This window comes from Ectopseudomonas composti, assembly GCF_001567565.1.
Taxonomy (GTDB): domain Bacteria; phylum Pseudomonadota; class Gammaproteobacteria; order Pseudomonadales; family Pseudomonadaceae; genus Aquipseudomonas; species Aquipseudomonas composti_A.
Genome location: NZ_LSSW01000022.1, coordinates 377,798 through 397,946, shown reverse-complemented (window position 1 = coordinate 397,946; position 20,149 = coordinate 377,798). Strand labels below are relative to the sequence as shown.

Annotated in this window: 16 protein-coding genes and 1 pseudogene; 8 read left to right on the top strand and 9 right to left on the bottom strand. The window is 62.2% G+C overall.

Annotation, left to right across the window (positions count from 1 at the left end; genetic code table 11):
- Positions 1-33: 33 nt before the first annotated feature.
- From tpx to PCLY_RS11015, 6 genes are all read right to left on the bottom strand, one after another.
- On the bottom strand, positions 34-537 hold the full coding sequence (tpx, locus tag PCLY_RS24480; protein WP_082768057.1) for a thiol peroxidase: 504 nt from the start codon (positions 535-537) through the stop codon (positions 34-36).
- A gap of 68 nt (positions 538-605) precedes the next feature.
- Positions 606-1,952 carry an MmgE/PrpD family protein gene (locus tag PCLY_RS11035; RefSeq protein ID WP_061239339.1) on the bottom strand — a complete coding sequence of 449 codons (1,347 nt, stop codon included), beginning with the start codon at positions 1,950-1,952 and terminating at the stop codon, positions 606-608.
- A gap of 16 nt (positions 1,953-1,968) precedes the next feature.
- Entirely contained in the window at positions 1,969-3,162 is a 1,194-nt protein-coding gene (locus PCLY_RS11030) for a CaiB/BaiF CoA transferase family protein (RefSeq protein ID WP_061239338.1), read from the bottom strand.
- A 164-nt stretch (positions 3,163-3,326) separates the two neighbouring features.
- Positions 3,327-4,328 carry a tripartite tricarboxylate transporter substrate binding protein gene (locus PCLY_RS11025; protein WP_061239337.1) on the bottom strand — a complete coding sequence of 334 codons (1,002 nt, stop codon included), beginning with the start codon at positions 4,326-4,328 and terminating at the stop codon, positions 3,327-3,329.
- Positions 4,329-4,657: 329 nt separating this feature from the next.
- Entirely contained in the window at positions 4,658-5,545 is an 888-nt protein-coding gene (locus PCLY_RS11020) for a LysR substrate-binding domain-containing protein (RefSeq protein WP_061239570.1), read from the bottom strand.
- A 72-nt stretch (positions 5,546-5,617) separates the two neighbouring features.
- Complete coding sequence (locus PCLY_RS11015; RefSeq protein ID WP_061239336.1) at positions 5,618-6,868, bottom strand: OprD family porin; 1,251 nt, start codon at positions 6,866-6,868, stop codon at positions 5,618-5,620.
- 574 nt (positions 6,869-7,442) lie between these two features.
- Between PCLY_RS11015 and PCLY_RS11010 the strand changes: the two genes are divergently transcribed.
- A complete protein-coding gene (locus tag PCLY_RS11010; RefSeq protein ID WP_061239335.1) occupies positions 7,443-8,276 on the top strand; it encodes an IclR family transcriptional regulator in 834 nt (277 codons plus the stop codon).
- Here the strand turns inward: PCLY_RS11010 and PCLY_RS11005 are convergent.
- The 3 genes from PCLY_RS11005 to PCLY_RS10995 form a co-directional block, all read right to left on the bottom strand.
- Positions 8,271-9,350 (bottom strand): AbrB family transcriptional regulator, encoded by a 1,080-nt coding sequence (locus tag PCLY_RS11005; RefSeq protein WP_231740143.1) that lies wholly within the window; start codon positions 9,348-9,350, stop codon positions 8,271-8,273. The two genes, PCLY_RS11010 and PCLY_RS11005, sit on opposite strands and share 6 nt — an antisense overlap.
- Positions 9,351-9,660: 310 nt before the next feature.
- Positions 9,661-11,151 carry a tripartite tricarboxylate transporter permease gene (locus PCLY_RS11000; protein ID WP_061239334.1) on the bottom strand — a complete coding sequence of 497 codons (1,491 nt, stop codon included), beginning with the start codon at positions 11,149-11,151 and terminating at the stop codon, positions 9,661-9,663.
- Between the two features lie 9 nt (positions 11,152-11,160).
- Positions 11,161-11,691: a tripartite tricarboxylate transporter TctB family protein gene (locus tag PCLY_RS10995; RefSeq protein WP_061239333.1), complete on the bottom strand. Its 531-nt coding sequence runs from the start codon at positions 11,689-11,691 to the stop codon at positions 11,161-11,163.
- Between the two features lie 564 nt (positions 11,692-12,255).
- Here PCLY_RS10995 and PCLY_RS10990 point away from each other — a divergent pair.
- From PCLY_RS10990 to PCLY_RS25170, 7 genes and pseudogenes are all read left to right on the top strand, one after another.
- Complete coding sequence (locus tag PCLY_RS10990; protein WP_061239332.1) at positions 12,256-13,053, top strand: enoyl-CoA hydratase/isomerase family protein; 798 nt, start codon at positions 12,256-12,258, stop codon at positions 13,051-13,053.
- The gene (locus tag PCLY_RS10985) at positions 13,050-15,173 is read left to right on the top strand and encodes an acetate--CoA ligase family protein (RefSeq protein WP_061239331.1); all 2,124 of its coding nucleotides are present in this window, start codon (positions 13,050-13,052) and stop codon (positions 15,171-15,173) included. The genes PCLY_RS10990 and PCLY_RS10985 overlap by 4 nt, the downstream gene beginning before the upstream one ends.
- Positions 15,166-17,238, top strand: coding sequence for a 3-hydroxyacyl-CoA dehydrogenase NAD-binding domain-containing protein (locus PCLY_RS10980; protein ID WP_061239330.1), 2,073 nt, complete (start codon positions 15,166-15,168; stop codon positions 17,236-17,238). Before PCLY_RS10985 ends, PCLY_RS10980 begins: the two co-directional genes overlap by 8 nt.
- Before the next feature lie 5 nt (positions 17,239-17,243).
- A complete protein-coding gene (gene pcaF / locus PCLY_RS10975) occupies positions 17,244-18,449 on the top strand; it encodes a 3-oxoadipyl-CoA thiolase (RefSeq protein ID WP_061239329.1) in 1,206 nt (401 codons plus the stop codon).
- 80 nt (positions 18,450-18,529) lie between these two features.
- Positions 18,530-18,928 (top strand): acyl-CoA thioesterase, encoded by a 399-nt coding sequence (locus PCLY_RS10970; RefSeq protein ID WP_061239328.1) that lies wholly within the window; start codon positions 18,530-18,532, stop codon positions 18,926-18,928.
- 216 nt (positions 18,929-19,144) lie between these two features.
- Entirely contained in the window at positions 19,145-19,603 is a 459-nt protein-coding gene (locus PCLY_RS10965) for an MFS transporter (protein ID WP_061239327.1), read from the top strand.
- 21 nt (positions 19,604-19,624) lie between these two features.
- Positions 19,625-19,978: pseudogene (locus PCLY_RS25170) on the top strand (epoxyqueuosine reductase QueH); the annotation flags it as partial.
- Positions 19,979-20,149 lie beyond the last annotated feature (171 nt).

Genomic DNA, 20,149 nt, shown 5'->3' with positions numbered 1-20,149 from the left:
TTGAAGAGCTTACGCAAACTGGATAAAGCCAAATCACCCATCTAGAGCGTTAATTGCCATCGAGTAATTTGGCTCATTACCAACCTCTGCAACCAACTCGCAATGTAGAACCCTATTTTGCTCATCGAGAACGACGACGGCACGAGTAGCAAGACCGACTCTCGGTCCGTCAGCAATGGCAACACCATAGTTTTCAAGGAAGCCACGATCACGCAAGGTAGATAGATTGACCACCTGATCCAACCCTTCACTCACGCAGAAACGCTTATGGGCAAACGGCAGGTCAGCGGAAATACACAGCACCACAGTATTTTCCAGCTTACTGGCTTCAGAGTTGAATTTCCGTACCGAGGTCGCGCAAGTCGGCGTATCAATACTTGGAAAGATATTGAGCACTTTGCGCTTGCCAGAAAATGACGCCAACGTGTAGTCAGACAGATCCGATCCAACCAAGCAGAAATCCGGTGCCAGCTGCCCAACCTGCGGCAGACTGCCACTGATGCGAACCATTTTTCCTTTATGCACGACATAAGTCATACGTTTGACTCTTCAAATTCTATTGGCCAATCATTTGTTCTGAAACTTCTCAACATAGCTTCGCGCCATCAGGCATTCACACTGGCCATGCCTGGAAGTTCGAACTCGTAAAGTATTGCCTGACGTAGCGCGCTCAATTTCGATGGAGCGAGAACAGATCCTGCCAACTCATCATACTTGGCCACAAGCTCTGCATCCGACAACGGATCTTCTGGATCACCTTTGCGAGTTTGCTGAAAATGGTTGATCTCACGTCCATCCTTCAGCCGCACCAACAGCTTGGCCATGCGTTTTTTGGGATAGGCTGCGGCCAGCTCCGCATCTTCGCTGACCGTCACCCTCTGCATCAGTGCCAAGATGGCTGGATTTGCAAGGGCCTCTGGGGCGAATGCAGCCAAACGCACACCACCGAGCACGGACTGCGCAGCCATGCAGTACTGCAGGCTGAAGCGCGCCTCCTGGGCTGATTTGGCAGTGGCACGATTGCACATCTGGTAGGTGGCGCCATAACCGGCTACATGGATCGAGTCGATATCGCCGGCGGCAAAACCCTCCTTCTCCTGTAACAGCCTCAGACCATCGAGCGCGGGAAAGATATGCCCGCAACAGCCATGGTTCTTCACCGTCATGTGCATGATGGGCGTCCACTCCCCCAGCCCCTCAAGCGCTGCGGCCCAGTCACCGCTGGAAGCGCTGGTGGCAGCCGCGAAACCCTTTTCGCCATGCAGGCTGTCGAGGGACGCCGTCACGCCATGGGCTGCGGCCATGCCCGCGAGGATGCCGGCATCGGCCGCATGGCCGGGGTGCAACGCCTTGGCCATGCCCTCCCCCTGCAGGTTCTGCTGATGCCCACCGGCAAAGCTGCTCGCCAGGGCGATGGCATGGGCGATGCGCTCTGCATCGGCCCCCAGGAGCATGGCGGTAGCCACCGCCGCACCCAGGGTGCCGACCGTGGAGGTGGTATGCCAATGACGGTAATGGCTGGGTTGAATCGCCAGGGAAACCCGGCAGCCCACCTCATAGCCGGCGATGATCGCACGGTGCAGCTGCGCCAGCGATGCGCTCCTGTCCTGGGCGACGGCCAGGGCGGCGGAAACGGTGGGGCTGCCAGGATGATAGCCGCCGTCCTTGAAGATATCGTCGAATTCCACCGTATGGCTGGCGCAAGCATTGAGCAGCGCCGCATGCCGCGCCGAGGCGGGTTGGCCGTCCACGTAGCAGATGGCCTTGCCCGCGCCACGGCAGGCAGCCAGGGCCTCGGCCAGCAGGGTGGCCGGTGGCAATGCACAGCCCGGCAGGGTCGTGGCGAACCAGTCGAGGATGACCCGCCGGGTAGCCCAGCTCAGGCGGTCGTCCAGATCGCGATGGTGCCAGCCGGCCGCAGCCTCGGCCAGCACCAGGATGGGATTGCTCATCGTCGGTTCCTGAAGATCAATTGACGACACCGGCTGCGCGCAGCGCTTCGATCTGCTGCTCTCCGTAGCCGAGCTCGGCGAGGATCTCGGTGCTCTGAGCGCCGACGGGTTGCGGTGCCAGGGTGATCCGTGGCGGGCTGTCCGACAGATTGAACGCAGCTACCGGAACAGTCAGCCCATCGACGACGCTGCCCGAGGCTGCGTGTTTCTGCAGCACCTGCCTGCCAGCCACCTGTTCATCGGCAATGGCTTCCTCCAGACGGCGAATGCGCGCAGCAGGAATGCGCCTGCTTTGCAGGAACTGCTCCCAGTAGTCCGCCGACATGGTGCCGATGATTTTCGTCAGCACCTCGGCCTCTTGCGCATGCGCATCGAGGCGCTGGTTGTTGTCGGTCTTGATCATGTCCTCACGGCCAAGCGCCGTCCACAAGCGGCGTTGTTGCACCAGGTTCGAGGCGCCGATCATCAGCGGTACATCGGAGGCCTGATAGCAGCCAATGGTAGCGAAGGGAAAGGTATTGCCCTTCTGCTCCGGATGCTTGCCGTTCCAGAGCAATCCCGTGAGGTGCGAGCTGGTCAGGATCAGCGCGACATCGAGCATGGAGACATCGATGAACTGGCCCTTGCCGCCATTGCGTTCACGCTGGAAAAGCGCAGTGGCAATGGCATAGGCCGCCGAAGTGCCGGTGGCGTAATCCACGACAGGCGCGCCTGATTTCAGGGGCCTGCCATCGCCGTGGCCGGTCATCGCCATCATCCCGGAAAAGGCCTGGATCACGTTGTCGTAGGCCGTTTGCTCGCGGCGCGGGCCGTTCGCGCCAAAGGCCGAGATGGAGCAGTAGATCAGCCTGGGATTGAGCTTCGACATTTCGTCGTAGCCCAGTCCCAGCTCATCGAACGCGCCAGGGCGGTAGTTCTCCACGAACACATCGGCCGTGGCGATGAGGCGCTTCATCGCCTCGCGACCCTCGGCGCTCTTGAGATCCAGCGCCAGGGTCTTCTTGTTCGAGGCCTGGGCCATGAACGCAGTGCCCATACCCATATCGTTCAAGGCACGATCGGAGCCCTGCATGCGTGCCTGATCGGGATCATCGGGCGACTCGACCTTGATCACCTCGGCGCCCAGCACCGCCATCTGATAGCTGGCGAATGGGCCAGCCAGTACATGTGTCGTGTCGACGACACGAATTCCCTCGAATGCTTTGGACATGAATGCCTTACCCTGTAACCACGGACGTCTGCCGGCCAAGCCCTGAGATGGCGGTGCCCGACCAGACGCCAACGAAGGGGAAACTGCCCCATTCGCAGTCGCTGGCCTGGCATGACCTGGCATTCGCCAGACCCCTGACCTGCCATCTCGCTGGCCCAGCTATTTCACTGGATGTAACCGGCTTCCTTGAGCTGGACTTCCGCCACTGCCGTTACACGCTTGACGAATTTCGTGTACTCGTCCGGCCCCATCCAGGAATCCACGACGCCGGCGTTGCGCGCGTAACTCTGGTATTCCTCCGAACGCATTGCCTTGTGGATGGCGTCGGCAATCTGCTGTTGCAGCTCCTTGGGCATGTTCGCCGGACCGAATATTCCACGAACCTGCAGCCAGCTGGTGTCGACCTCATAGCCCTGCTCGGCGAAGGTGGGCACATCGGACAGACCGGTGAGCCGCTCATCCCCCAGTACGCCAAGCCCATGGATGCGATCGGCATCGAAGAAGGAGCTGACCGCGCCGAGATTGGAAACCCCGACATCGACGTGGCCACCCAACAGCGCCGCGGTGATATCTGGCGTGGAGTTGAAGGCCACCCAGTTGAACTTGACGCCGGCCGCCTTCTCCAGCATCGAGATACCGATGCTCTGCATCGAGCCTGCCGGACCAAAGCCACCAATATTGACCTGGCCATGGTTCGCTTTAGCCTTGGCCACTAGGTCATCGATATTCTTGATGTCGGAATCGGACTTCACGAACAGCAGGATCGCATCTTCCTGGGTCGAAGCGATCCAGGAGAAATCATCGATGGAGTAGGTACCCTTGAGGTTGGTCAGCATGCTGGTGAAGTGCGACAGGGTATTCACACCCAGCGTCAAGCCATCCGGGCGGGCCGAACGAATCCGCGTCATCTGCGCGGCGCCACCGCCACCCGGTGCGTTGATCACGATCACCTTCTGGCCGATCTCCGGCTCCAGGGTCTTGGCCAGCGTCCGGATGAAAACATCCGCCGTACCGCCAGCCGCCGTGTGCATGACCATGTTGACGGGACCGGTGGGACGCCACTCGCCTTCAGCGAGCGCGGCATCGACCGCACCGAGCATTGTCACGGCTGCCAGTACGCTTGCACCCAGGCAGTGACGGGCCTTCTTTCCAGCTTTGCTTAGCATCTTCTGACGATCTCCGACGATGTTATTTTTGTAATTCGCTATGGGGCTAACCCCTGAATCAAGGCTCCCAAAAAACCATCCGCGTCGGTACTGATGATTTGTCAGCCAAAGCAGGCCTTAACGTTGGGCAAGGCGCCAAGGTGCGGGCAGCAGGATGCCTGCCGCAACAGGGGCGCAGCAGCGAAGGCGTTCGATACAGGAGTGCCGGATAGAGGCGCTTGGCGGGCGCCCTTCGGGAGTGCGAAACAGGCAATCAGCCGCTCAGCAGGCAGGCCTGCCGAGCGTCCTGCCAGAACGGCAGTCCTCCGCCTCTGGCACGGTAGACATGGTCAATCCGTCTGCGCCAGCAGCTCACGCATCCAGGCAAGGAATTTCAGCAAGGGTTCCGATGGTTTCATGCTCCGCGGCCAGGTCAGGTAATAGCCTTCGCCGGTCTTGCAGGTCTGCTCGAACGGCGCGATGAAACTGCCATTCTTGATCTGGCGTTCGATGAAGGCCTTGACGGCGATAGCCACGCCCATGTTCATCGAAGCAGCCTCATAGGCCAGCGCCGAGTTGTCGAAGCGAATACCGCTATCGGCATCGATCCGGGTATCGGTCGCTGAAAGCCAACTGGCCCAGTCGTTCGGGCGTGCCATGGAGTGCAGCAAGCGCATGCGGAGCAAATCCTGCGGCGACTCCAACTTCGCCGAGGCCATAAAGGTCGGTGAGCAGATGGGAATCAGCTCGATATCGACGAGTTTCTCCGCATGCAAGTCGGGCCAGTCGCCGCGCCCCGAACGTATCGAGGCATCGATGTTCTGCGTCTCGAAATCCACGGGTGCCAACGAAGAGGACAGCCTGATTTCAATCGATTCATGGGCATCGTGAAAGTTGGCCAACCGGGGAATCAGCCAACGCTGCGAGAACGTGGTGTAGGACTGTATCGACAGAATATCCCGCCGCCCCCTGCGCGAGACCTTGCGCGCCGCGCTGCTGATGTCCTGGAAAGCGCGCGAGATCCCCTCGTACAGCTCCTTGCCTTCACGCGTCAGCTCGATGCCTCTGTGCAAGCGTCGAAACAGGGCCACCCCGAAATACTCTTCGAGCACCCGTACCTGGCGACTGACGGCAACCTGCGAGACGTTCATCTCTTCTGCGGCACTGGTCAGGCTACACAGCCGGGCCGCAGCCTCGAAGGCTCTCAAGGGGTTCAAGGGAGGCAGGGGATATTTCATTGGGCCACCGTGATCAAACGAAAAAGCACCAGCGGCAGCCAGGCAATGGCCGCGCGACTGGTGCATCTGAGCTCAAAGCAGACTGAGCGGATAACTGATGATAACGCGAGCGTCGTTGGCGTCACGCGCGAAGTCGGATCTGTAGGTGGCGCTACGCAGGCGCACGCCCAAGCCTTTGAAGCTGCCGCTCTGGAACACGTACTGCAGCTCAACATCCAGTTCGCGCTCACCACCACCATCAGCCCCTCGCACATCTGCGCCACTGCCGCGCAGGTAACGGGTCATGAAGGTCAGGCCCGGAATGCCCACCTTGGCCAGATCGTAGTCATAGCGCAGTTGCCAGGAGCGCTCGTCCTTCTCGGCGAAATCGCCAACCTGGACGAAGTTGACCAGATAAGGGTTGGCGCCCGCGACATAGGGGAAGGCCGAGTCCCCCGACATCACCTGATAGCCAACTCCCAGCGAATGGCCGTTCAGCTTGTAGGTACCCATGGCACTGATCGCACGGTTATCGATGTCGCCACCATGAGCCTCGCCTTCATCGTCGCTCAGGAACAGGCGGATATCCGTGTTGAACGCGCCCCACTCGCCCTTGCGTCGATCGCTGAGCCCCACGAACTGCTGGCGATAGATATTCTCGAAGCGAGCATATTGGTAACTGAAGTCGGTGTTTTCCAGCACCTTGTAGCTGAGCCCGAGCAGCTCGAAGTCACCGCCGTCCAGAGAGCCGCTGAAGCGACGGTTCTTGTTGTTCAGCGCCAGGCCTTCATCGCTCGTCTGGTCACGTTGCACGACGCGCTGAATTTGCGCGCCGGTGAGTTCCAGGCCTTTCAGCTCGCGCACCTGTAGCTGCATGCCCTCGAAGGTCTGCGGCAGCAAGCGGCCATCGTTGGCCTGCAATGTCGGCCACTTGGGCAGCAGCGTGCCCAGCTTGAACTCGCTATTGGATGCGCGCAGCTTTAGCGTGCCGCCAGCTTTCGAGTAGTCGTCCGACACGTCCTTGTCGTCTTCCACCGGCAGCAGCCCCGTGCCGGCCCGACCGCGACCGGAATCGAGCTTGATACCCAGCATGCCGATGGCGTCGAAGCCGACACCGATGGCGCCGGGGGTATAGCCGGATTGGTAGCGCAGGATGAAGCCTTGCGCCCATTCTTCGCGCTGTGACTGCCCGCTGCCCTCCCTGAAGTCGCGGTTCATGTAGAAATTGCGCAGATCCAGCGAGGCTTTGCTGTCCTCAAAAAAACCTTCCGCGAAGGCCGAAGGCAGCATGAGGACAAGCCCCGTCCCTGCCACGCACAGGGGCATGAGTTTCATCGTGTTCATCGTAAGTACCTGACGAAGGGCCGAACGCCGCAACCAGGGCGGAGCCGGTCCAGGGTGGGCGAAGCCGAACTTGGGCATCACCAGGCAAGCCGAAACCCGACGCATCGACACTGCGCAAGCGGGATATGCAACGAGAGGTGACCCAAGCGGGTTCGATTCAAATAGGCAATGGCGCTATTTGCTGTCATTCATCCAGAGTGGGATTGAATGACGCGTATTCGACCTGAACGTGCATGCACGGCATTGCAACCCTGGAACATCAAGTCATTCACGGCTACCGAGACATGCGCCAATGAAGCAGCAAGAGAGGGAATTTTCATAGAGACCTACTTGTTGTTATGAGTCTTGAATGAAACGCCCATCGATTATGCAATCGCGCTCCTGATGTTCAACCGAGCTATTCCACTGTGTGGAACATCAAGATCACGGTGGCCCGTGTTTGCGGCGTGTTGCGCTAGCCGAAAGGGAGGCAGACAATCCGACGCCGGGTGATGCGCGCTCGCTGAAGCTGACGAGCTCGTCTTCGACTTCATGCGCGGTAATGCTGTTAATGAGTACTCGGAGAGCCAAGGCGATGATCAGCCGTCAACTTCAGGCATTGGAAGAGACCGCCGACACGGCGACACCTGCGGGCCTTCCCGGCCAGGGCAAGTCAACACCGAATCGCTCCCTGGAGCGTGGCCTGGACTTGCTGCGAGCCTTTCGCCCAGGCTGCGAATACCTGAGCAACGGGGAGCTGAGCGAAAGGACGGGCCTGTCCAAGTCGACCGTTAGCCGTCTGACGCAAACGCTGGTTCGCAGCGGCTTCCTCGATTACGACCCGATCAGTGGTGCCTATCGACTCGCCGCCTCCCTCCTCAGCCTGGCCCACACCCTGCACCAGGGCAGTTCTCTGGTGCGAGTAGCGGAACCCCTGATGCGCCAGGTCGCCCGGCAACTCCAGGTAAACGTTGGCCTGGCCGCCGCGGATGGTGATGAGATGGTCTATCTGGAGTCGATCAGACTGAGCACGCGCAAATCGCCGCGCATCGTCGGCACGGGGCAGCGCCTGCCCATGGAGCTGACGGCGCTGGGCCGCGCCTACCTGTCGGTGCAGAACGAGGTGCACCGCCAAGCGCTGCTGGAGCGTTTTCAGGCACGCCGCTGCGCCTCGCGCTGGGCAGAGCTGAGTCAGGAGATCGAAGCAGCCATGCGCAGCGTCGAACGCCATGGCTACTGCGCCGCTTCCTGGCAACCGCAAGTGGTGTCGATAGCCGCTCCACTCGAGCTTCCCAGCTATCGCGGCCACGCGCTGAACATCAGCCTGTCGACCCGCGAGAGCATCGAGGCGGTGACAGCGCGCTATGCACAGCCGCTGCTCGAACTGACCGAGACCATCAGGCGCGAGCTGAAGCCAAAAGATTCATGACCGCCCCTGACGCTCAGGACGCCCCCTCGACTCGAAGCGCCGCGCCGCTGCAATGAACCAATGCACACCCGGCATGAATATGCAGATCCGCACGATCTGAAAGGACACGATAATGGCCACGCTGTAGCCGAGAAATTGCGCGGTCAGTGCCATTTCAGTGACCCCGCCGGGCGCCGCGCTGAGCACCATGACCTCCCAGGGCAGCTCGGTCAGCCCCGCGAAGGCCACGGCCATCATGCTGCTCATGAACAGGAACAGGAGCATGGAGAGGATGATGGTGAGCGTGAGCTTCATCTCCAGGAACAGCTCCCTGGTGAACACCGAACCCAGCCAGGTACCCAGCACCACCTGGGCGAGGGCCAGCACCAGCGCAGGATAAGGCGCAACGTGCAAGCCACTGCTGGAGGCGGCGGCGGAAATCAGCAAGGCCCCGAAGAAATAGGGATTCGGCAGCCTCAGCCATTTGAACAGCATGGCACCGGCCAGGGCAGAGACCGCAAGGAGCGCAACGCCGGCGGCATCGAATGCGCCGACCGCGCCAAGGGTGCGGCCGGCATTTCCCGGCCAACCGTCGGCGACGTACAACGCAATGGGGATGATCACCACGACGCTGGCGATGCGGATGGTCTGCGACAGCACTACCACGCCCTTGTCGAGGCCGAACCGTTCAGCGATCACGGCCGCCTCCACCGGACTGGTAGGGATGGTGCAGAGCAATGCGGTGGAATAGTCGAGACGACTGAAGCGCTTGAGCAGCACTGAAACGAACAGTGCGCACAAACCAGTCAGCACGGCCAGGCCCACGATTTCAGGCCCCATTTCGACAATGACGGCCAAGGCATCAGCGGTGAATGCCAGCCCCACGGTGGAGGCAATGATCATTTGTCCATAGGGCCGGGTCTTGGCCGAAATGGGCGTTTTCATCACGCCTGTAACGTAGAGGAAGGCCGTCAGCAACAGCGGGCCGATCATATAGGGCAACGGCATACCGATTGCCACAAACACCCGTCCCATGGCGAAGCACAGCCCGTACAGAAGCAGCAACCGAGCCACGCGAGAAAGATCCATAGTCATCACGACATCCTTAACCATCAACCGGTATCACCAGCAATCGTCTGGAGCCGCCAGGAGCAAAGCGCCTCCACCCGCGAAAGCAGATGCCGGACGCGAAACGGCCCGCAACGACAAACCATGACTGACTTGAGGTTTCGGGCCATGAAGTCCCGTGGTCTGCTCTGTCAAAAACATCGAGCACAGGCGCTTTTTCATTCAGCACCTGGCTCCTTGCCGAAGCGTGCGGAGGCTTGTCAGCCCCCCGCTCCGGCCAGTTTTTACAGAGCCACCGCCTTGTGCGAAGAAACGTCCAGCTCCATGGAGGCCATCATCAGGCGAGTCGACGGGTGAGCCTGCCGCGCATGAACTTCAACGCCGGCATGGCGAAGGAAAGCACCGCAACCCCAAGCAGCACCAAGGTCAGCGGGCTGCTGTAGAACACCGAGTAGTCGCCATTGGAAATGACCAGCGCCCGGCGGAAGTTGGTTTCGAGCATCTCCCCGAGCACCAGCGCCAGAATGATGGGGGCGAGCGGAATATCCAGCTTGCGCAGGACATAACCCAGCACACCGAAGGCCAGGGTGACGTAAACGGGGAACATCGAGTTCTCGGAGGCGTAAGCCCCCATCAGGCAGATGGCCGATACCGTGGCAGCGACCGCCGGACGCGGGATGTCTGCCACCTTCGCCCAGTACTTGGCCCCAGCCAGACCAATGATGATCATTACCGGCACGCTGACCCACAGCGCCGCGATGACGGTGTAGGGAATCTCCGGGTTGGTGGTGAACAACAACGGTCCCGGCTGAATGCCATGGATCATCAGCGCGCCGATCATGATGGCGGTGGTCGGAGAGCCGGGAATCCCCAAGGCGAAGAGCGGCGCCAGCGCGCCGGATACCGCCGCGTTGTTGGCCGACTCCGAAGCAGCAATACCCTCGACACTGCCCTTACCGAATTGCTCGGGGGTTTTCGAGGCTTTCTTCGACACGGCATAGGACACGAAGGAGGCAATGGAAGCTCCAGCCCCAGGCACCACGCCAATCACATAGCCGATCACGGAACTACGCAGCAGGTTGAACTTCAACTTGCCGAAGGTCTTCAGCGGCACCGCCAGAATCCCATTCATGGGATGGCTCTTGACCTTGGCGGAAGGCCCGGCCTCAATCATGAACAGCACTTCCGACAGCGCGAACAGCCCCAGCAACACCGGCACCAGCGGGAAGCCCTCGAAGAACTCGGGGTTCGGGCTGAAACGAGGAACGCCGGTCTGTGTGTCGAGCCCGACCGTGGCCAGGGCGAGGCCGATGCACATGGCGATGGCACCTTTTACAGGCGAGCCATTGGACAGGGTCGAGACCAGGCTCAAGCCCACCAGAGCCAGGCCAAAGTAGGCGGTAGGTCCAAAGTTGAGCGCGAACTCCGAGAGAGGTACCGCTGTCAGCAGCAACAGCAAAGCACTGACGAAGATGCCCACTCCCGAGGAAATGATCGATATGTTCAAGGCCACGCCGGCCTTGCCTTGCTGGGTCAGCGGAAAACCATCCCAGGACGTCGCCACGGCGGCTGCAGTACCGGGGGAGTTGATCAGGATGGCGGAAATGGCTCCACCATATTCAGCAGCCGCATACAGGGAGATCAGCGTCACGATCGACACCAGAGGATCGAGGCTGTAGGTGAACGGAATTAGCAAGGCGACGCCAAGACTCGGGCCCAAGCCCGGCAGCGCGCCGATCATGTAGCCCAGCAGTGCCCCGACAATCAGGCCGACCAGTACCAACGGGTCGGCGAAGGCCGAAAACCCGATCAAGATATTTTCGAACATGGTGACACCTCAAGAAAAGCTGACGCCGAGAGCCAGGATGAAGATGGCGTAAAGACCCGCGCTCAGCCCCAACGAAACAGCCGTGATCTGGAGCGGTCGACGCTCACCGGCAGCCAGCATGAGCAGAGCGGAAAGTGCAGCCACCCCGATAACGGGGCCCAGCTTGTCCAGATAAGTGCCGATCCCCAGCAATATCAGGATTGCCAGGACGACCGACCAGGGGCGGCAGATAGTGGTCACGTCCTGAGGCGAGTGCCGCAAGCACCTGACCACACCGAGACAGAGCATCAGCACCACGGATAGCAGAGCTGCGAAGGCGATGATCGTCGGGAACTCGCCGACACCTATTGCATTGGGATTCAACGAAGCGGGTAGCTGCAGAGCAGCCCAGCCATACCACCCAAACACGCCCAGCAGGATGAGCCCGGCAAGAACATCCAACACAGCTGCAGGAACTCTGATCAGCGGCTGCGCATTGCGTGCACCCGCCATCGGCTTCTTCGCTTTCCCTGAAGTTGCCGACACACTTGATGTGTTCATCTTTACTTCCTCTCACCGCGACCGTTGCCACGGATTTCCCGCGTCCGGTGACGCAGTTGTTTTTATTGTATTGGGCCGTCTACTTGCTAAGGCATCCGAGCATGCACGTGCCCTGCATCCTTCGGGCGTAGGATTTATAACCGGCAGTATTCAACCCATCTGTTACCGCGCCCTCACTATGACCGAACGCCAGGCCGCCCTGAACTGATAATTTATTTGGCCTAGAGCAGCAGGTTGTTTGTCATGCACCACCGCCGAGCCAGCCGAAACGGGCGAGAACCCAACAAATACGGGCCCTTCAAGCAGGAACCTGGCCACCCCGCGACTCACCCCACGCTCGACGCCTAACCCACTGCCTGAGCAGTCGAAGGGCATCCCAACGTTTTGTTAGACCAGTCGACATCTTTAGTCATTTGAACAGCAGGCATGTTGATCGAAGAATGCCAAATAGGATGACGACCGAACTAAAGGTTCAACTAACACCTGCAGTCTCCCGGCCGCAATCAGCCTGCCTAGTGCCAGGCATAACTCGAATCGGTTTATCTAATTACAAGAGATCCAACAATGAGCCAGAACACTCTGATCAACTTTCAACAGGAAAACGGCATTGCCGTCCTGACCCTCAACCGACCAGAAAAACGCAATGCGATGAGCGACGCCATGCGCGCCGAACTGGTTCAGTTGCTGGAGAAGTTGCGTAGCGATCGCAGCGTTCGTGCACTCATCGTCACGGGCACCGGCAAGGGCTTTTGCGCGGGTGGTGATATCTCCGGCATGAAGGCGCGTATGGAGGCTGATCCGGCCGTCGTTGGTTTCAACGGCTGGGAGCGCCAGCAAGGCGTGCACTATGCCGCCAGCCTGCTGCTCAACCTGCCCATCCCCACCATCGCCGCCGTCAATGGCGCTGCTGCAGGCCTGGGCGCCGATCTGGCGCTGTCCTGCGACTTCGTCGTCGCCGCGCGCCCGGCCACCTTTACCTGGGCCTACATCGCGCGCGGCCTGATCCCCGATGGTGGCGGCCTGTACTTCCTGCCACGGCGGGTCGGCCTGGCGCGGGCCAAGGCGCTGATCTTCAGTGGCCGCCGTGTTCCGGCCGAAGAAGCGCTGGCGTTGGGCATCGCCGACCGCCTCTGCGAGGCCGACGATCTGCTGAGCAGCGCAATGGCCATGGCCGACGAGATGAGCCGTGGCTCGCGCACTGCCACTGCCCTGACCAAGTCCATCATCAACCGCAGCTACGAGATGGCCGAACACCAGGTGTTCGCCGAAGGCAGCAAGGCCCAGGGTATCTGCTACACCTCGCAGGAACACCGCGCCTCGGTGCAGGCCTTCCTCGACAGCGCCAAGGAGGCCGGCAAATGAACCCGCTCGATGCCCTGCTCAATCCGAAAAGCGTCGCCGTCATCGGCGCCTCGGCGGACGTCAACAAGACCTCGGGACGCCCGGTTTCCTATCTGCTCAAGCACGGCTTCGAGGGGGCCATCTACCCGGTCAACCCGAAAGCCAGCGAGATCCAGGGGCTGCCCTGCTACGCCAGCATCGAGGAGCTGCCGCAGGCGCCTGACGTCGGCCTGGTGCTGCTCAGCGCCAAGCGCAGCATCGATGCCGTGCGCTCGCTGGCCAAGATCGGCTGCAAGGCCGCTGTAGTGCTGGCCAGCGGTTTTGCCGAAGCCGGTGAAGGCGGTCTGAACCTGCAGGAGGAGCTGAAAGCCGCCGCCGGTTCGATGCGCATACTGGGCCCTAATACCATCGGCCTGGTCAACCTGTCCGCGCGCATCCCGCTGTCCGCCAGCGGTGCCCTGGAGATCAGCGACCTGCCCACCGGCCATGTCGCCGTGGTCTCCCAGAGCGGCGGCATTCTCGGCGCCCTGCTCTCTCGCGCTGCTGGCCGTGGCATCGGCCTCTCCTCGCTGATCTCCACCAGCAACGAGGTGGATCTGGAAGTCAGCGACTTCATCGACTACCTGGTAGATGACGACAACACCAAGGTCATCGCCCTCTATCTGGAAAGCGTACGCAACCCGCAACGCTTCCGTGAAGTGGCACTGCGCGCCCGTGCGGCGGGCAAACCGCTGGTGGTGTTCAAGATCGGCCGCTCCGAAGCCGGTGCCAGCGCCGCCAGCTCCCATACCGGCGCGCTGGCCGGCGAAGACCGCGTCTACGATGCCTTCTTCCGAGAGCTGGGGGTGATCCGTGCCAACACCTTCGACGAATTCCTCGACATCCCCGCCGTACTGGTCGCCGGGCGCCGTCTGGCTGGCCGCCGTGTGGCCATCCTGACCTCCACCGGCGGTGCTGGCACGCTGATCGCCGACAGCCTGGGCATGAACCATTTCGACACCCCGGCCCCGGATGCCGCAACGGCCGAAAAACTGCGCGCCCTGCAGGGCGACACCCCCACCGCGCTCGACCGCAACCCGATCGACGTGACCCTGGCCGGCCTGCAACCCGACCTGCTGCGCCAGGCGATCCGCACCCTGCTGGCCAGCGACAGCTACGACGCGCTGGTGGTGATTATCGGCTCCTCCGGCCTGGCCATGCCGGACCTGGTGGTCAGCGCCATTCAGGACTGCCTGGACACCAACGACAAACCCGTGCTGGCCTACGTCAGCCCCTATGCCCCCGATACCCTCAAGCGCCTGAACAGCGCCGGCATTCCGGGCTTCAGCTCGCCGGAAAGCTGCAGCGCCGTGCTCGGCGCGTTGGATCTCATCGCCAAGCCGCTGACCAACCTGGCAGCCGCGCCACGCATCCCGTTGCCGGCGATGGTCGAGCAGGCTGAAGGCTCGCTCGATGAGGCCGCCGCCAAGGCGCTGTTCAGCCAGGTAGGGCTGCGCGTGCCGCAGAGCCGCGTGGTCGCCAGCCGTGAAGAAGCCGTACAGGCCGCTCGCGAACTGCAGCAGCCGGTGGTGCTCAAGGTGCTGGACGCCAAGCTGCTGCACAAGAGCGATATCGGCGGCGTGGCCCTGCAGCAGACAGCCGACAGCATCGGCGCACGCTTCGACAAGATGGCCACGGACGTAGCCGGCCACGTCGGCTACCGCCCGGATCGCTTCCTCGTCGAAGCCATGGTAGCCGGCGGTCACGAGCTGATCCTCGGCGCCAACCGCGACGCCCTGGGTACCACCATTCTGCTGGGTGCCGGCGGCGTCACCGCCGAGCTGTACAAGGACACCGCGCTGCGCATGCTGCCCGGGCAGGGTGGCCTGACCCTGGAGCAGGCTCACTCGATGATGCAGCAGTTGATCACCTGGCCATTGCTCGACGGCTATCGCGGTTCCAAGCGCCGTGATACCGAAGCACTGGCCCAGGCCATCGTCAATTTCTCCGCCCTGGTCGCCGCCTTTGGCGAACGCCTGGTGACGGCCGAAATCAACCCGTTGTTCGTCCTGCCCGAAGGCCAGGGCGTAGTCGCGGCCGACGCCGTACTGGTGCTGGAGCAGGCCGACGAAGAAGTCAGCGGAGAACGCCGTTATGGCTGAAGCCCTGAGCAACGGTCAGGCGCACCTGGCCTACGAGGGCGAGATCGCCGTGATCACCCTCGACAATCCGCCAGTCAACAGTAGTACCGACGCGGTCAGAAGAGGCATTCTCCACGCCCTGGCGAGCCTGGATATGGCGCGGGCCCGTGCGGTGCTGCTGACCGGCGCCGGGCGCAACCTGATGGCCGGCGCCGACCTGCGCGAGCTGGAGAACGAGCCCACCGAGCCCACCCTGCCCCAGGTGACGGCGGCCCTGGAAGCCTGCCCCGTGCCGGTGATCGCACTGGTCAAGGGGCACACCCTGGGCGGCGGCCTGGAGCTGGCCCTGGCCTGCGATGCTCGCCTGGCCACGGCCAACGCCAACCTGGGCCTGCCGGAAGTCACGGTGGGCATCATCCCCGGTGCCGGCGGCACCCAGCGCTTGCCTCGCGCAGTCGGTCTGGGCACGGCGCTGGAGATGATCGTCAGCGGCAAACCGATCAAGGCCGCCAAGGCCCTGGAACTGGGCCTGGTGGATCATCTGCTGAGCGCCAGCGACGAAGCAGAGCAATATGCCGAAGCACTGGCCTTTGCTCGCCAATACCAGGGCGGCAAACGACCACTGAGTGCGCGCCCCGTGGCTGCCGAGGACAAGGCCGCCCTGCATGCCCGAGCCCAGAAGCTGATCACTGGCGCGCGCGGTCTGCCGGCTGCAGCGGTTGCCGCCGAGGTGGTTCTAGCTGCAGACGAGATGAGCTTTGCCCAGGCCATCGGCAAAGAGCGCGCGGCCTTTCTCGCCCTGCGCGGCAGCCAAGCGGCCCAGGCCCTGCGCTATCTGTTCTTCGCCGAACGCGCCGAACCCTATGTCCCGGCGCAACCGACAGAAGCACGGGTGCTGGAACGGGTCGCGGTCATCGGTGCCGGCACCATGGGCAGCGGTATCGCCTTGTGCGCACTGCAGGCCGGCTGCACGGTGGATCTGCTCGAACTGAATGCGCAAGCACTCGCCGCAGGCGTCAAGCGCATCGAAGACGAGCTGGCGCGCGACGTCGAGCGCCAGCGTCTGAGCGCCGACAAGCGCGATGCCATCCTCGCCCGCCTCACGGCCAGCCAGGACATCCAGACCGTCGCCAAGGCCGACCTGGTGATCGAAGCGATCATTGAAGACATGGCGGCCAAGCAGGCGCTGTTCCAGCAACTCGCCGCACAGGTGAGCAGCCACGCCCTGCTGGCGACCAACACCTCCTACCTCGACATCGACGCAATCGCCGAAGGCATTCCTCACCCCGAGCGCGTACTCGGTCTGCATTTCTTCAGCCCGGCGCAGCGTATGGCCCTGCTGGAAGTGGTGCGCGGCAGTGCGACCGGCGAGCAAGCGCTGTGCGCGGCGCTGAAATTCGCCGAGCGCCTGAAGAAAAAGGCCATCGTCGTCGGCAACGCCTGGGGCTTCGTCGGCAACCGCCTGTACGCCGCCTATCGCCGCCAGTGCGAGTTCATGCTCGAAGAAGGCGCCAGCCCCGAGCAGATCGACACGGCCCTGGAGCAATACGGCTTCGCCATGGGCCCGTTCAAGGTAGCCGACATGTCGGGCCTGGATATCGCCTGGCGGATGCGCCAGCAGACCGCCGCCACACGGCACCTGCGTCGCTACGTCGGTATCCCGGATCTGCTCTGCGAAGCCGGTCGCCTCGGCCGCAAGACGGCCAAGGGTTACTACCGCTATGGCGAGGACAACAAGCCACAGACGGACAGCGCAGTCGCCGAGATCATCACCGGCTATCGCCGTGACAAAGGCATCGAAGCCAGAGCCTTCAGTGATGAAGAAATCCAGCAGCGCGCCGTGCTGGCTCTGATCAACGAAGCCCTGCTGCTGCTCGCGCAAGGCGTTTGCCAGCGCCCGGAGGATGTCGATATCGCTCTCGTCCACGGCTACGGCTTCCCACGCTGGCGCGGCGGGCCGGTGTTCATCGCCCGCAGCATGGGTTCGAGTGCACTGAATGCCGCCCTGGATGGCTTCGTCGAAGCCTCCGGCAAAGGCCAGGAGCGTGGCGCTGCCACCCTGTTGGCACCCGATACAGAGGAGTAAGGCCCATGTCAGAAGCTTATATCTGCGATGCGATTCGCACGCCGTTCGGCCGTTTCAATGGTGCCCTGGCCTCGGTTCGCACCGATGACCTGGCCGCCCTGCCCATCGCCGAGCTGATGGCGCGCAACCCCGACCTGGATTGGGGCCTGGTCGATGACGTGATCTATGGCTGCGCCAACCAGGCCGGCGAAGACAACCGCAACGTCGCGCGCATGGCCGCGCTGCTGGCGGGACTGCCGATCTCGGTGCCCGGTGCGACGCTCAACCGCCTGTGCGGCTCCGGCCTCGACGCGGTGGGCAGCGCCGCCCGCGCCCTGCGCTGCGGCGAAGCACAGTTGATGATCGCCGGCGGCGTCGAAAGCATGAGCCGCTCCCCTTATGTGGTGGCCAAGGCCGAGCAGGCCTTCGCCCGCGGCCAGCAACTGGAAGACACCACCATCGGCTGGCGCCTGGTCAACCCGAAGATGAAGGCGCTGTACGGCGTCGACGCCCTGACCCTGACCGCCGAGAACGTGGCCGAGGAAGAAGGCGTGTCGCGTGCCGATCAGGACGCCTTTGCCCTGCGCAGCCAGCAACGCTGGCAAAGCGCCCAGGAAGCGGGTTTCTTCGAGCGGGAAATCATGCCGGTGACCATCACCCAACCGCGCAAGCCGGAGCGCATCATCCGCCAGGACGAGCACCCGCGCCCGGACAGTACGCTCGACGCACTCAGCGGCCTGAAGGGTGTGGTCAAGGCCGATGGCACGGTGACCGCCGGCAATTCCTCGGGCATCAACGATGGCGCCTGCGCGCTGCTGATGGCCAGTGGCGAAGCCGTCGACAAACACGGCCTGAAGCCACGCGCCCGGGTCGTGGCCATGGCCACCGCCGGTGTCGCCCCGCGCCTGATGGGCATGGGCCCGGTACCGGCGGTGGAAAAGGTCATGGGCCTGAGCGGCCTGAATATCGGGCAGATGGACGTGATCGAGTTCAACGAGGCCTTCGCTTCACAAGCCATCGCCGTTTGCCGGCGCCTGGGGCTGCAGGACGACGACCCGCGGATCAACCCCAACGGCGGCGCCATCGCCATCGGCCATCCACTGGGCGCTTCCGGAGCGCGGCTGGTCACCACCGCGCTGAACCAGTTGGAGCGCCAGCAAGGCCGTTATGCGCTGTGCAGCATGTGCGTCGGGGTCGGCCAGGGCGTGGCGCTGATCATCGAGCGGGTCTGAGAAACGCTGACCACGCCCGCCTCCGTCCGGCTGACAGCCTGCCTGCAGCCGGACGGAGGCGGCCAACCCAGGAGAGGATCATGAGCACTTTCTTTGACGCTTCGATCAAGCCGCGCTTCAGCGAGACCGACATGCGCGGCCATATCAACAACACCGTGATTCCCGTCTGGCTGGCCGACGGCCGCGCGGCGCTGTTTCGCGAAGAACTCGGCTCCCGGGTGCCTACCATGGTGGTCAACCTGAATGTCGATTTCATCCGGGAGCTGCACTGGGGTGCGCCCGTAACGGTACGTACGGCGGTCGAAGGCATCGGCAACAGCTCCATCCGCTTCGTCCAGGAGCTGTGGCAGAACGACCAACGCTGTGTGCAGGCACACACCACCGTCGTCACCCTGGATGGCGAGACGCGCAAACCGATGCGCGTCCCCGACCACGAAAGAACCTTGCTGGCCCCGTACCAGATGAGCGCCGAGCGATAGGCCTGCTGGCAGGCTCGCCAGGCGTGGCCCTGACTCGCTATTCGAGGGTACGCAACGATGGAAAGTCAGCGAGCAGTTCAATCAGGGTTTCCCGCAGCCATCGGTTGGCCGAATCGTGGTGGAAGCGGGTGTGCCAATGCAGATGGATGTCGTAGCCGGTGATATCCCAGGGCAGAGGCAGCAGACGAACCCGGGCGATCTCGGCGAAGCGGCGCCATGGCAGGCCTGCTATTGATGCGCTTCGTCGACCGCAAGGGGCCCTATGCGGTGATGGTCTACCCATTGCTGTCGTTGCCCTTCCTGCTGGTATTGGGGGTCGCTGGATTGCAGGGCAACGCGTTTATCGCACTCAGTCTGATCGGGGCGATCTTCGTCAAAGGCAGCCACTACGGGATCACCAGTATCGCCGGGATCTTCTACCCCAGCGCGATTCGCGCCAATGGCGCTGGCTGGGCCGCCTCGGTGGGCAAGGTCGGTTCGATCCTCGGCCCCTTGCTGGGTGCCTATGTACTCAACAGCGGTCTGCCGGTGGTCAGAAGCTTCGCCATTCTGGCCCTGTGCCCGGCAGTGTTGGCGCTATGCGCCTTCTGCGTGGCGCGCATCTACCCACATGGCGAGACCAGCATCGAGCCAGCCGACAACGGCAAGAGAGTCACCCCGGCCACCACGCGGTAGGGAGATGATGGCCCTTGTTCCGGCGAAGTGATGGAAGCGATCACGGTGTCCGGCATCGACTACACCATCTTTTTCTACAACCCCAACATCAACTCGCAGAAGGAATACCTGCTGCGCAAGGACGAGAACATCCGTTTTACTGAGCAGCACGGTGTGCCGTTCAACCAGTCGCACGGCGCGATTTCCCAAGCAAAGCAAACAATAGGACAGGTTGGCGACGAGGCGCCCGCAATCATTCAGAACGTCAGAAAAACTCGCTCTAGCGTCACCCGGCGCTATGGGCGGGTTGTGGCGTATGCGCATACCGACATCTATCAGCGAGAAAGCCACTCGTTTATTCGCCTTGACGTTCTTAGGCAGGGCAAGCAGCCATAACCTCGCACAGTGAGAGCAAATCACGTTTTCGCCGTAATGGCATGAGCGCTTTAGCGACGCTTTTGATCATGAGGGCAGCTAATGATCGGGTGAAATAAGATCAGTTCTGCTCAAGCAGCGCGCTACCTAAAATGCAGTCCTCCCTGCTTCCAGCAGCACAGAAAAACCAAT

What these genes read in the sequence shown, in the direction of transcription:
- tpx (WP_082768057.1), bottom strand. Translation starts at nt 537, where the DNA reads ATGACTTATGTCGTGCATAAAGGAAAAATGGTTCGCATCAGTGGCAGT.
- PCLY_RS11035 (WP_061239339.1), bottom strand. Translation starts at nt 1,952, where the DNA reads ATGAGCAATCCCATCCTGGTGCTGGCCGAGGCTGCGGCCGGCTGGCAC.
- PCLY_RS11030 (WP_061239338.1), bottom strand. Translation starts at nt 3,162, where the DNA reads ATGTCCAAAGCATTCGAGGGAATTCGTGTCGTCGACACGACACATGTA.
- PCLY_RS11025 (WP_061239337.1), bottom strand. Translation starts at nt 4,328, where the DNA reads ATGCTAAGCAAAGCTGGAAAGAAGGCCCGTCACTGCCTGGGTGCAAGC.
- PCLY_RS11020 (WP_061239570.1), bottom strand. Translation starts at nt 5,545, where the DNA reads ATGAAATATCCCCTGCCTCCCTTGAACCCCTTGAGAGCCTTCGAGGCT.
- PCLY_RS11015 (WP_061239336.1), bottom strand. Translation starts at nt 6,868, where the DNA reads ATGAACACGATGAAACTCATGCCCCTGTGCGTGGCAGGGACGGGGCTT.
- PCLY_RS11010 (WP_061239335.1), top strand. Translation starts at nt 7,443, where the DNA reads ATGATCAGCCGTCAACTTCAGGCATTGGAAGAGACCGCCGACACGGCG.
- PCLY_RS11005 (WP_231740143.1), bottom strand. Translation starts at nt 9,350, where the DNA reads ATGACTATGGATCTTTCTCGCGTGGCTCGGTTGCTGCTTCTGTACGGG.
- PCLY_RS11000 (WP_061239334.1), bottom strand. Translation starts at nt 11,151, where the DNA reads ATGTTCGAAAATATCTTGATCGGGTTTTCGGCCTTCGCCGACCCGTTG.
- PCLY_RS10995 (WP_061239333.1), bottom strand. Translation starts at nt 11,691, where the DNA reads ATGAACACATCAAGTGTGTCGGCAACTTCAGGGAAAGCGAAGAAGCCG.
- PCLY_RS10990 (WP_061239332.1), top strand. Translation starts at nt 12,256, where the DNA reads ATGAGCCAGAACACTCTGATCAACTTTCAACAGGAAAACGGCATTGCC.
- PCLY_RS10985 (WP_061239331.1), top strand. Translation starts at nt 13,050, where the DNA reads ATGAACCCGCTCGATGCCCTGCTCAATCCGAAAAGCGTCGCCGTCATC.
- PCLY_RS10980 (WP_061239330.1), top strand. Translation starts at nt 15,166, where the DNA reads ATGGCTGAAGCCCTGAGCAACGGTCAGGCGCACCTGGCCTACGAGGGC.
- pcaF (WP_061239329.1), top strand. Translation starts at nt 17,244, where the DNA reads ATGTCAGAAGCTTATATCTGCGATGCGATTCGCACGCCGTTCGGCCGT.
- PCLY_RS10970 (WP_061239328.1), top strand. Translation starts at nt 18,530, where the DNA reads ATGAGCACTTTCTTTGACGCTTCGATCAAGCCGCGCTTCAGCGAGACC.
- PCLY_RS10965 (WP_061239327.1), top strand. Translation starts at nt 19,145, where the DNA reads ATGGCAGGCCTGCTATTGATGCGCTTCGTCGACCGCAAGGGGCCCTAT.